Below are 12,430 nucleotides of genomic sequence, written 5' to 3' on the forward strand. Positions count from 1 at the left end.
CGTTTGCCAATGGTCAGCCGGGAAAGTATTTGACGACCAGCGCCTTCAGGTTGGCGGCTGTTTGCGCGTCCATTTTTCCATCGAAGTTTTCCGGGCGAAAATGCATCTGGAATGCCCGCACCAATTGTTGAAAACCGCCTTCCGTAGACGCTCCCGAAACATCGTACCCATAGGATTTGAACAGCCCCAGCAATTCGCTTCGGGCTGGAACCCCCGATGTGTTGTATTGGCGCAGATACTCGTCCCGAGTGGTTTCATCGAACCAGGCGCCGACGCCTTTCAAGTAAAGCTCCCGCCAGGGAAACATCGGCCCCGGGTCACTTTTGCGGCCGATCGAAACATCGGAGTGGCCCAGAACCTGCGTCGGCGTGATATCCGGGTAGCGCATGAGGATATTCAGTGCCAGTTGTTCAATCGCAGCAATCTGCTCGGGGTGATACGGCGGAAAGGTGAATTCGCCCTTGTTGTCGGTCGCCAGGTTGACGATTTCAATGCCGATGGACGTATCGTTCAGATTGCTGCGGCTACCCCACTGACTGACACCTGCGTGCCACGCGCGATAGGTTTCATCCACCAGGCTGAAAACTTCCTGCCCGGTATGGCCGGCCTTCAGGTAACTGGGGTCCGTGATATCTGGAACCAGATAATGCGCGCTGACATTGGGGCCAGTCAGGGCACTGACAGAACTCGCAAAGTCAGCGGCCGTGTAGTGAAGAATCAGAAAGCGTATTCGACTGTTGAAACTTCTGGTTGAGCGATACCGGTTGTAGTTGATGGATTTCATGGTTGCACTCGCAATAAGTAGGTTTGAAGTCGGACGAAGATAAAAGTCGTTCGCCGACTTGCTGTTCAACTTAAAGACTTGAGTGCTTTTGGTGTTTACCTATGCTTGTAGGTACTTTCTGAAAGAAAAGTAGGTATGCGAAGCTTTGCCTGGATACTCCGGAGTCACTGACTGGCAGCCGTTAATGATCAAAAACCATCGCCCATAAAAAAGGCCGCTGCAAACGCAGCGGCCAAAGTAAGACGTTGGATCAGGAGCTACAAATCAACGTCAGTGAACACAGGGTGACGAACCGAATCCTCGATTCATCTGAAGTCTCTCAGTCACGGCGCAGGCGGGTACAGGGTGCCTGCGGTGGTTTACTGTGACAGTGAGGTAAGAATAAGCCCTCGGCGCTGTAGGAAAAACACCAATTCCCGACATGCACTGTTGCAGCCCCGGCAACAGTCAGGATTCGGGTGCTCGTCGTCTGTGCCGGTCATCCTTTAGAGGTACACCACGAATACCTCCTTGGTGCGCTTATCGACCCCGGTGCCCGGCAGTAGGGTGAGGCCTTCTGTCACTCACCGGGGAAGACGCATGACAAAAACAACAATGCGCGCCATCTTCACACCGCAGGCGCTGGCGGTTGCAGTCGCATTAGGCTGTTGCGCCCAGGCGCAGGCCCTTTCATTCAACATCGGGGAGATCGAGGGGACATTCGACTCCTCGTTGTCGGTCGGCGCGAGCTGGGGCATGCGTGATGCGGATAAATCCCTGGTGGGCATCGTCAACGGCGGCTCCGGCCAGTCTTCGACCGGTGACGACGGGCGATTGAATTTCAAGAAAGGTGAAACCTTCTCGAAGATCTTCAAGGGTATTCACGACCTCGAACTGAAGTACGGCGACACCGGTGCGTTTGTGCGAGGCAAGTACTGGTACGACTTTGAACTCAAGGATGAAAGCCGCCCCTTCAAGGACATCAGCGATCACAATCGCAAAGAAGGCGCCAAGTCTTCAGGCGGACAAATCCTCGACGCTTTCGTCTATCACAACTACTCCCTCGCCGATTTGCCGGGCACGGTCCGCGCCGGCAAGCAGGTGGTCAGTTGGGGGGAGAGCACGTTCATCGGCAACTCTATCAACAGCATCAATCCGGTCGACGTGTCCGCGTTCCGTCGTCCTGGCGCCGAGATCAAGGAAGGCCTGATCCCGGTCAACATGTTGTTCGCCTCCCAGGGGCTGACGGAAAAGCTGACCGTGGAAGGCTTCTATCAACTGGAATGGGACCAGACGGTCGTCGATAATTGCGGCACTTTCTTTGGTGTCGATGTGGTGGCGGACGGCTGCAACAAGGGCTACACCGTCGCCAGCCCGGCCATTGCACCCTTGCAGCCGATTGCGGCTGCCTTTGGCCAGGGCTTCGAGGTCAGCAAGGAGGGGGTGATCGTTCCCCGTGGTGGTGACCGCGATGCCCGGGATTCCGGGCAGTGGGGTACGGCGCTGCGCTGGCTGGGGGACGACACCGAGTACGGCCTGTACTTCATGAACTACCACAGCCGTTCACCGAATGTCGGGACCACCACCGCCGGCCCCGGTACGCTGGCAAGCATTCCGGGAATCGTTGCCACCGCCAACCGCATCGCCCCCGGCAGCGGTTCGGGCCTGGCCCAAAGTGTGATGCTCGGTCGCGGCCAGTATTACCTCGAATACCCGGAGGACATCCGCCTCTACGGCGCCAGCTTCGCCACCACGTTATCCACCGGCACCGCGTGGAGCGGGGAAATCAGCTACCGTCCCAACGCCCCGGTGCAGGTCAACACCAATGACCTGACCCTGGCCTTGCTCAACCCTATCGCGGGCGGAGCAGCATCGCCCATTGCCACGTCACCGGGGGCCGACAACAAAGGCTATCGCCGCAAGGAGGTGACGCAGATCCAGAGCACCCTGACGCACTTCATCGATCAGGTCGCGGGTGCAGATCGCCTGACCCTGGTAGGCGAGGCGGCGGTGGTTCGGGTCGGTGGTCTGGAAGCACGCACCAAACTGCGCTACGGCCGCGACTCGGTGTATGGCCAGTATGGATTCGGTGGCGATACCGACGGCTTCGTGACTTCGACTTCATGGGGTTATCGCGCCCGGGCCATCCTCGACTACAACAACCTCATGGCCGGGATCAACTTCAGGCCCAACCTCTCATGGTCCCACGACGTCGCAGGCTTTGGTCCCAACGGTCTGTTCAACGAAGGCGCCAAGGCCGTCAGCCTCGGAGTCGATGCGGACTATCGCAACACCTATACCGCCAGCCTCAGTTACACCGACTTTTTCGGCGGCGACTACAACGTCCTCACCGACCGTGACTTCGTGGCGTTGAGCTTTGGTGTGAACTTCTGATCTGGCTGAAAAGGATGAATTCAATGCGCAAGATGATTCTGCAATTGGGCACCGTTCTGGCCCTGAGTCTGCTGGCCGCCAACGTGATGGCGGCGGTGTCGCCGCAAGAAGCCAACACGCTCGGCACCAGCCTTACACCGCTCGGTGCCGAGAAGGCCGGCAATGCCGATGGCTCGATTCCGGCCTGGACCGGCGGCATCCCGAAAAACGCTGGCGCGGTGGACAGCAAAGGTTTCCTGGCCGACCCGTTCGCCAACGAAAAGCCGTTGTTCGTGATCACCGCGGCGACCGTCGACAAGTACAATGACAAGCTCTCCGACGGCCAGATCGCAATGTTCAAACGCTATCCAGAGACCTACAAGATTCCGGTCTACCCGAGCCATCGCACCGTGGCGTTACCGGCAGAAATCTATGAGTCGGCCAAGCGCAGTGCGCTGAACGTAACACCGATCAACGAGGGTAACGGTCTGGCCAACTTCACTGGTAATCGCTACTACGCATTCCCGATTCCGAAGAATGGCGTGGAAGTGATCTGGAACCATGTCACTCGTTACCACGGCGGCAATCTGCGACGCACCATCACCCAGGCAACACCGCAGTCCAATGGCGACTTCACGGTGATCCGCTTCAAGGACGAAGTCGCCGTGCCGTCGTTGCTCAGCGATCTGAAACCGGGCAGCGACGATAACGTCCTCAACTACTTCAAGCAGGAAGTGACCGCGCCGGCGCGGCTGGCGGGCAACGTGTTGCTGGTCCACGAGACCCTCGACCAGGTCAAGGAACCGCGCAAGGCCTGGATCTACAACGCTGGCCAGCGCCGGGTACGGCGTGCGCCGCAGGTCGCTTATGACGGTGTCGGCACCTCATCCGACGGCCTGCGAACTACCGATAACTTCGACATGTTTTCCGGCGCGCCGGATCGCTACGATTGGAAACTGATCGGCAAGAAGGAGATGTACATTCCCTACAACAGCTACAAGCTCGACTCGCCCAACCTCAAGTACACCGATGTGATCAAGGCCGGGCACATCAATCAGGACCTGACCCGCTACGAGTTGCACCGTGTCTGGGAAGTCGTCGCCACGGTCAAGCCGAGCGAGCGTCACGTGTACGCCAAGCGCCACATGTACATCGACGAAGACAGCTGGCAAGTGGCGCTGGCCGACCACTACGACGGGCGTGGTCAACTCTGGCGCGTCGCCGAAGGGCATGCTCAGTTCTACTACGATCACCAGGTGCCGGCCTACACCGTCGAGGCGCTCTATGACTTGATCGCCGGTCGCTATATCGCCCTGGGAATGAAGAACGAAGAGAAACGCAGCTTCGAATTCAATATCGATGCAAAAGCGGGGGACTACACTCCAGCAGCCTTGCGGAGCACGGGAGTCAGGTAGGTTTCCTACAGGGTCTTACACAAAAGGGTGACTTTGCGGTCACCTTTTTTATAGCGGTCGATCAGTGTGTTGAATACTTCTTCAACAAGCGCTCGGGAGGGGGCTAGGGTGGCGCCAGAATTATAAAAAAGGCGCACCACAATGACTGCAATGACGCACTGTCTGGACCGCCCTGGCTTCCTGCCCCGACTGTCGTCCCATCATCTGTCCCGCGAGCGACTGATCGAGCCCATGCTGGTTTCGACCGCTCGGGTGAAGTTGCTTTGCGCACCGGCCGGTAGTGGCAAGAGCGCGTTGCTTGCCGAATGCCTGCTGCGGGCGCCGGAGCACGCTCGGATCTGTTGGCTGCCGCTGACGGGGGCGTCGTTGAGTGCAGCCGATTTACTATTGCGCCTGACGCAAGCGCTGGGTCTGCCCTCGACGGATGAGCCCGGGCTGTTGGCGCATCTGGCCCGATTACAGGCACCGACCTGGCTGTTTATCGATGATTACTGTCGAGCACCCAATCCGGAACTCGACCGGATGCTCGATCGCCTGTTGGCCGTCGACAGCCCGGCGCTGACCTGGTGGCTGAGCTCCCGTCGACGACCACCCTGCAACTGGCCGCGGCTGCTGCTCGATGATGAGTTGTACGAGTGCGAAGGCCGGACGCTGGCGTTTACCGAGGCCGAGGTCGGGCAGTTGCTCGGTCATGTCGAGCCGAGCCTGGCGGCACAAACCGCCAAAAGGGTGGCTCAGCGCAGTGGTGGCTGGTGCGCTGGCGTGCGGATCGCATTGCTCAATGGTTGTCCGTGGTCGGGTGAGCAGGGGCGTTCGGCGACATTGCTCGATTATCTGCAACACGAGTTGTTCAACACCTTGCCATCGGAGTTGGTTGAGGTCTGGAAGGTGTTGGTTCATCTGCCACGCTTCAACGCCAGCTTGTGCGAGCATCTTTTCGGCACGGGTGAGGGCGCACAGTGGTTGCACGCGTTGCAGGACATGGGCTGCTTCATTGAACCCTGGGAAGACTCCGTCGAGTGGTTGCGGGTCTTCGAACCACTGGCCCGGGAGATGCGTGAAGAACCGACCCCGGCCGGGCGATCCTGGCATCGCCGCGCGTGCCAATGGTTCAGCGCCGAAGAAGACTGGCAGGGTGCCTTCGAGCAGGCGTTGCTGGCGCAAGAGCACGAGGTCGCGGTCAGCCTGTTGCAACACTTCAGTTTTGAGCATCTGTTCAAGCGTCAGAACGTCAGCTGGTTACTTAAACTGCACGAGCAGCTGGGTGAACAGTTGACCCTGGGCACGCCGCAACGGGTGGGGTTGATCACCGCGGCGTTGCTGTTTGCCGGGCGTTTCGAGCAGGCGGCTGCCTGCATTGGGCAACTGTCCCGATTTGCCCCGCAACCGACGGCATCCTTGCAACGCCAACTGCTGGCGCGTTGGCAGGCGCAACAGGGTTGGTTGCTGCATTTGCAGGGACGCCTGCCGGCGGCACGGGCGCATTTTATCGAGGCGCTGGACGAACTGGCGGCCGAGGCGTGGCCCGCACGATTGTTGTGTCTGTCCGGGCTGACCCAGCAAGCGCTGCTCAACGCCGACCTCGATGCCGCCCAGGCCTTCAATCGTGATGCCCTGTGCCTGGCGCGGGCGCAAGGCTCGTTGCTGTTTGAAGGCTTGCTCGAACTCGATCATGCGCAGTTGCTGGAGCAGCGTGGCGCACCGCGGCGAGCAGGGCAGTTGCTGGCCGACATCCATGAAATGCTCGGACGGCAGGCTGATCGACCGACGCCGCTGCTGGGACGAATCGCCCTGCGGCGTGGGCGCTTGGCCTTGTGCCGGGGCCAGGATGAATTGGCCGGTGAATGTTTCCAGGCGGGCCTCGATGACTGCCTCCACAGTCAGGACAAGCATGTCCTGTACGGGTTTCTCGGGCAGGCGCAACTGGCGGCCAACCAACGTGATTACGCCCATGCATTTGATCGTCTGCGCGAGGCCGAACGGTTGATGCAGCAACGGCAGATCCCCGACACGGTGTATCGCGGGGTACTGCTGCAAATCAGCAGTCATTTCTGGCTGCAACAAGGGCGCCCGGAGCTGGCCCGGGAAGCGCTGACCCGGGTCTTGCGTCATTATCGTGGGGCCAACGCGCGCCAGGCACCGCCGGCCACGCTGCAACTGATTGCGCGTATCGAATACCAGTTGGTGTTGGCCGAGACTCAACTGCAACTGGTGCAACGTCCACTGGATCGACTCAGGGCGTTACTCGAACACGCGCAACAACACGCCATGCTGGCGCTGGAAACGGAGCTGCAATTGGCAATCTGCGAAGTGGCGGACCTGACGGGTGAGCCGGACACGGCTCACGCAGCGCTGGAGGCCGGGCTGGCGTTGGTCAAGCGTTGTCAGGGACAACAGGCATTACGTGATTTGAACTTGCGCCAGCCGAACCTGATCTGTCGTTTACAAGGCGAGGAGACGGTGACCGCGCTGGCCCTGGATGCCAGCCTGCTAAGTTGTCGGGAGCTGGAAGTGCTCGGCCTGATTGCCCAGGGTAATTCCAATCAGCAAATTGCCGAGCAGCTGTTCATTTCGCTGCATACGGTGAAAACCCATGCCCGGCGCATTCACAGCAAGTTGGGTGTGGAACGGCGTACACAGGCAGTTGCCATGGCAAAGAAGTTGGGATTGATAATGCAGGCCTGGTAGTTGTTGGTTTTTAGTCGGGAAATGAATTCAAACATATGGTCGCGTGCATAAATAACTGTGTTGATTAGTATGGTCGTCGGCGCTGACAAACAAGCAAGTGTTTGCGATGTCAGTATGTTGAGCGACAGTTCGAGCAGGATGCTCGGTTCTTTAACGTGACAGGAAGTCTGTATGAGTGACAGTTTTTTTTCTACCAGTAAAATTGTTCTATTGAAGCGTATTCGTGCGGATTTCGCCGTCGAGGTGCTGTTGGTTGAACGCCTGGGGAAACTCGGGATCAACCCGTTCACGACCTATCTGAATACGTTGGGTGAGAGTATTGACGCCGACGTCATTGAGTCCAGGACGTTATTCGATGAAACGCTGGAGTGGGTTGAGAGAGAGTCGCTGCCTACTTATGTCCAGGTTATCAATGGAATCTTCAAACGGCGTTATTCTTTCGAGCCGGAGTATCAGGTTAAAGGGCTGGATTTGCTAGAGTTTGAAGAAATAGTAATGGATACCGTCCGTTGGTTGACCGATGCGCCCTCAATCAACCTCTCAAAACGCTCGGTCAAGGTTTCTGGTATCGAGCAGGTCCACGCAGCGTTAAAGTATCAGATCCCGGAAATCAATATTGATAATGTGTACTTGACCAGCTTTGTGACTGAGTCGGACGGGCGAAAGATACTTCAATCCAGAAGTCTGGCCGAAGATATCTTTGCTCATTTTCAACATGATGAAATTCCTTACTATCACGGCGAAGGACTGGGTGTTTATTCGATCGCCTACAGTTCCCGGGAATCTGATTTGCATCCGCAACTGACGATCAAGGACATCAGTGACCTTGTAATCGAAATTGCTCCGGATTTCCTGATCTGATACTCAGGGACTTTCGTAGCCCATTCTCCAACTGACGGCCCGCGTCGCAGCCAGTAACCGCTGCGCCGCCGGGCCGTTTTCATCGGCATGAAACAGCGAGGTCGGCCCGACCACGGTCAGTACTGCCGTGATCCTGCCCATGGCGTTGAACACCGGTGCCGACAAGGCATCCACTCCGGGCATCAAGAGTCCATGCACATGATGCAGGCCCCGATGGCGGATCTGATCGCACATCGTTGCGTAGGCCTGATCATCCGCCAAGGCGTGGGCGGTAACGTTTTGCAGTTCCTGTTCACGCAGATCCACGGTTTCACGCGCAGGCAGGTAGGCGCCAAACACCAGTCCCGTCGAGGAACTGAGCAAGGGCAACACCGAGCCCAGTTGTGTCACCACCGTCACCGCACGCACCGCCGGTTCGATATGCACCACGGTCGCGCCCTGATTGCCCCACACCGCCAGGAAACAGGTTTCGTTCAAGTCATCGCGCAGTTCAGCCAGGGGCAGGGCGGCGACTTTCAGCACGTCCATACTGTTGAGTGCCGCCAACCCTACGCGCAGGGCTTCGCGGCCCAGGCCGTAATGGTTGGTGGCGGCGTTCTGTTCGGCGAATCCGCTGGCGATCAAGGCCTGCAAATAGCGATGAACCTTGCTCGCCGGCATCTGCACGTGTTCGGCCAGGCGCGACAGCGAAGTCGAAGGCGACAACTCGGCCAGAGCCTTGAGGATGTCGGTGCCAACCTCGGCCGAGCGGACTTTCTGTTTGCCGTTGCTGTCGCTGGTCTTTTCCATGGTGGTGCTGTGATCCCGTGACGAATGGGCGTCTTTATAGCTTGACGGTCAATACCAATCAAATTACGTTATGCGTAATCAAATTACGATAAAAACAACCCAGGCGTGCCTCGACCTCTGCAACAGAGCGAGCGGCCACTGCCGACTCCCTGTTCAGGAGGCTCCATGAACCCCGATTCAACGACGCCAGCGCTGGCCTACCTGTCAGGCTTCGGCAACGAATTCAGCAGCGAAGCGTTGCCCGGCGCACTGCCTGTCGGCCAGAACTCCCCGCAAAAAGCCCCGTACGGCCTTTACACCGAACTGTTCTCCGGCACGGCGTTCACCATGGCGCGCAGCGAAGCGCGGCGGACCTGGATGTACCGCATTCAGCCATCGGCCAATCACCCGGCATTCGTCAAACTGGACCGGCAACTGGCCGGTGGCCCGTTGGGTGAGGTGACCCCCAACCGCCTGCGCTGGAACCCGCTGGATATTCCCGCCGAGCCGACCGATTTCATCGACGGCCTGGTGAGCATGGCCGCCAACTCGGGCGCAGAAAAACCGGCCGGGATCAGCATCTACAACTACCGCGCCAACCGTTCCATGGAACGCGTGTTCTTCAACGCGGACGGCGAGATGTTGCTGGTGCCTGAACTGGGGCGCCTGCGCATTGCCAGCGAACTGGGCGTGCTTGAACTCGAGCCGCTGGAAATTGCCGTACTGCCACGTGGCCTTAAATTCCGCATCGAACTGCTCGACCCGCAAGCTCGCGGTTACGTCGCCGAAAACCATGGCGCACCGCTGCGTCTGCCGGACCTGGGGCCGATTGGCAGCAATGGTCTGGCCAATCCGAGGGACTTTTTGACCCCGGTGGCGGCCTACGAAAACCTGCAACAACCCACCACGCTGGTGCAGAAATTCCTCGGCCAGTTGTGGGCCTGCGAGCTCAATCATTCGCCGCTCAACGTGGTCGCCTGGCACGGTAACAACGTGCCGTACAAATATGACCTGCGCCGATTCAACACTATCGGCACCGTCAGTTTCGATCACCCCGATCCGTCGATCTTCACCGTGCTGACGTCGCCGACCAGCGTTCACGGCCTGGCCAACCTCGACTTCGTGATCTTCCCGCCACGCTGGATGGTGGCCGAGAAAACCTTCCGTCCGCCGTGGTTCCATCGCAACCTGATGAACGAATTCATGGGTTTGATCCAGGGCGAATACGACGCCAAGGCCGAAGGCTTTGTGCCCGGCGGCGCATCGTTGCACAGCTGCATGAGCGCCCACGGTCCGGACGGCGAGACCTGCACCAAAGCGATCAACGCCGACCTCAAGCCGGCGAAAATCGACAACACCATGGCGTTCATGTTCGAGACCAGCCAGGTGTTGCGCCCAAGCCGTTTCGCCCTCGATTGCCCGCAACTGCAAAACACCTACGACGCCTGCTGGGCTACGCTGCCCGCCACTTTCGACCCGACCCGGAGATAACCCATGACGCAGACTTCCATCACTCGCAGCTGGGTTGCATCCGCCAACGGCCACGCGGACTTCCCCCTGCAAAACCTGCCGCTGGGCGTGTTCAGCCTCAACGGCTCGGCACCGCGCAGTGGCGTGGCGATTGGCGAGCATATCTTTGATCTGCAAGCGGCCCTTGAGGCCGGATTGTTCGATGGCGCCGCGAAGGCTGCCGTCGAGGCCACCCGTGGCGGCCTGCTGAATGCGTTCTTCGAACTGGGCCGCGAGGCTCGCGTCGCATTGCGCGAGCGTTTGCTGGAACTGTTCGCCGAGGGCAGCACCCTGCACGGCAAGATCGAAGCCCAGGGTGCAAAACTGCTGCCGCTGGCGGCAGATTGCGAGATGCACCTGCCGGCGAAAATCAACGATTACACCGACTTCTACGTCGGCATCGAGCACGCGCAGAACGTCGGCAAACTGTTCCGTCCCGACAACCCGTTGCTGCCGAACTACAAGTACGTGCCAATCGGCTACCACGGTCGTGCGTCGACCATTCGCCCGTCCGGTACCGATGTGCGCCGCCCGAAAGGCCAGACGCTGCCGGCCGGTCAGAGCGAACCGACGTTCGGCCCTTGCGCGCGCCTGGACTACGAACTGGAGCTGGGCATCTGGATCGGCCAGGGTAACGACATGGGCGACTCGATTGCCATTGGCGACGCCGCCGACCACATCGCCGGTTTCTGCCTGCTCAACGACTGGTCGGCACGGGACATCCAGGCCTGGGAATACCAGCCGCTGGGGCCGTTCCTGTCGAAAAGCTTCATCACCAGCATCTCGCCGTGGGTGGTCACCGCCGAAGCGCTGGAGCCGTTCCGTCGTGCCCAGCCTGCACGTCCCCAAGGCGATCCGCAGCCGCTGCCGTACCTGCTCGACAAGCGCGACCAGGCCGCTGGCGCGTTCGACATCGAACTGGAAGTGTTGCTGCTCACCGAGGCCATGCGTGAACAGAACCTGCCAGCCCATCGCCTGACCCTGAGCAACACCGGGCACATGTACTGGACCGTGGCACAAATGGTCGCGCACCACAGCGTCAATGGTTGCCAATTGCAGGCTGGTGACTTGTTCGGCTCGGGCACGTTGTCGGGGCCGCAGAGCGGTCAGTTCGGCAGCCTGCTGGAAATCACCGAAGGCGGTAAAAAGCCGATCGAACTGGCCTCGGGCGAGGTGCGTAAATTCCTTGAGGACGGTGACGAAATCATCCTGCGCGGCCGTTGCCGCCGCGACGGTTTTGCTTCCATCGGTTTCGGCGAATGCCGCGGCAAAGTGCTGCCGGCGCGCTAACAGGAGCGGGGCATGGAACTCTATACCTACTACCGTTCGACATCTTCGTACCGGGTGCGAATCGCGTTGGCGCTCAAGGGCCTGGATTATCAATCCTTGCCAGTCAACCTGATCGCACCGCAGGGTGGCGAGCATCGTCAGCCGCCTTATCTGGGCATCAACCCGCAGGGCCGCGTGCCGGCCTTGCGCACCGATGAAGGCGAGTTGCTGATCCAGTCTCCCGCGATCATCGAGTACCTGGAGGAACGTTATCCACAGGTCCCGCTGCTGTCCAAAGACCTGGCTGCCCGTGCTCACGAGCGCGGTGTGGCGGCAGTGATCGGCTGCGATGTACACCCGCTGCACAATGTCAGCGTGCTCAATCGGCTGCGCCAGTCGGGCCACGACGAACCGCAGGTGGTGGAGTGGATCGGTCACTGGATCGGCCAAGGGCTGGCCACGGTGGAGCAGTTGATCGGTGATGACGGTTACTGCTTCGGCCCCGAACCCGGGCTGGCGGACGTCTACCTGATCCCGCAGCTGTACGCGGCCGAGCGTTTCAATGTTTCTCTTGAGGCTTATCCACGCATCCGGCGAGTGGCGGCATTGGCGGCGACGCACCCGGCGTTCATCAAGGCGCATCCGGCGAACCAGCCAGACACTCCTTAAAGCCCCTGCACCAGCCCCATGTGGGAGCGGGCTTGCTCGCGAAGGCGTCGTGTCAGCCAACAATGATGTCGACTGACTGTCCGCTTTCGCGAGCAAGCCCGCTCCCACAAGGTTT

The 12,430-nt window shown here is 59.5% G+C and carries 9 protein-coding genes; 7 read left to right on the forward strand and 2 right to left on the reverse strand.

Translation table 11 applies throughout. The features are described from left to right. Positions 1–13: 13 nt before the first annotated feature. Positions 14–784 (reverse strand): N-acetylmuramoyl-L-alanine amidase, encoded by a 771-nt coding sequence (locus tag PSJE_RS14065; RefSeq protein ID WP_090453125.1) that lies wholly within the window; start codon positions 782–784, stop codon positions 14–16. A 579-nt stretch (positions 785–1,363) separates the two neighbouring features. On the opposite strand from PSJE_RS14065, the gene PSJE_RS14070 reads away from it, so the two are divergent. The 4 genes from PSJE_RS14070 to PSJE_RS14085 all read left to right on the forward strand — a co-directional run bounded on the left by PSJE_RS14070 (position 1,364) and on the right by PSJE_RS14085 (position 8,100). Further along, on the forward strand, positions 1,364–3,157 hold the full coding sequence (locus PSJE_RS14070) for a DUF1302 domain-containing protein (protein WP_090453127.1): 1,794 nt from the start codon (positions 1,364–1,366) through the stop codon (positions 3,155–3,157). A gap of 23 nt (positions 3,158–3,180) precedes the next feature. After that, entirely contained in the window at positions 3,181–4,551 is a 1,371-nt protein-coding gene (locus tag PSJE_RS14075) for a DUF1329 domain-containing protein (protein ID WP_090453129.1), read from the forward strand. Positions 4,552–4,692: 141 nt separating this feature from the next. Beyond that, on the forward strand, positions 4,693–7,239 hold the full coding sequence (locus tag PSJE_RS14080) for a LuxR C-terminal-related transcriptional regulator (RefSeq protein WP_090453130.1): 2,547 nt from the start codon (positions 4,693–4,695) through the stop codon (positions 7,237–7,239). 171 nt (positions 7,240–7,410) lie between these two features. Then, the gene (locus PSJE_RS14085) at positions 7,411–8,100 is read left to right on the forward strand and encodes a hypothetical protein (RefSeq protein WP_090453132.1); all 690 of its coding nucleotides are present in this window, start codon (positions 7,411–7,413) and stop codon (positions 8,098–8,100) included. Positions 8,101–8,103: 3 nt separating this feature from the next. On the opposite strand, the gene PSJE_RS14090 is transcribed toward PSJE_RS14085, so the two are convergent. Next, the gene (locus tag PSJE_RS14090; protein ID WP_090453134.1) at positions 8,104–8,889 is read right to left on the reverse strand and encodes an IclR family transcriptional regulator; all 786 of its coding nucleotides are present in this window, start codon (positions 8,887–8,889) and stop codon (positions 8,104–8,106) included. 165 nt (positions 8,890–9,054) lie between these two features. On the opposite strand from PSJE_RS14090, the gene hmgA reads away from it, so the two are divergent. The 3 genes from hmgA to maiA are packed head-to-tail and all read left to right on the forward strand — an operon-like array spanning position 9,055 to position 12,315. Then, positions 9,055–10,359 carry a homogentisate 1,2-dioxygenase gene (hmgA, locus tag PSJE_RS14095; RefSeq protein WP_090453136.1) on the forward strand — a complete coding sequence of 435 codons (1,305 nt, stop codon included), beginning with the start codon at positions 9,055–9,057 and terminating at the stop codon, positions 10,357–10,359. A gap of 3 nt (positions 10,360–10,362) precedes the next feature. Beyond that, complete coding sequence (fahA, locus tag PSJE_RS14100) at positions 10,363–11,667, forward strand: fumarylacetoacetase (RefSeq protein ID WP_090453138.1); 1,305 nt, start codon at positions 10,363–10,365, stop codon at positions 11,665–11,667. A 12-nt stretch (positions 11,668–11,679) separates the two neighbouring features. Beyond that, on the forward strand, positions 11,680–12,315 hold the full coding sequence (gene maiA / locus PSJE_RS14105) for a maleylacetoacetate isomerase (protein WP_057716383.1): 636 nt from the start codon (positions 11,680–11,682) through the stop codon (positions 12,313–12,315). Positions 12,316–12,430 lie beyond the last annotated feature (115 nt).

Origin of the sequence: Pseudomonas jessenii (genome assembly GCF_002236115.1) — a bacterium.
In the GTDB taxonomy this organism is placed as follows: Bacteria; Pseudomonadota; Gammaproteobacteria; order Pseudomonadales; family Pseudomonadaceae; genus Aquipseudomonas; species Aquipseudomonas jessenii.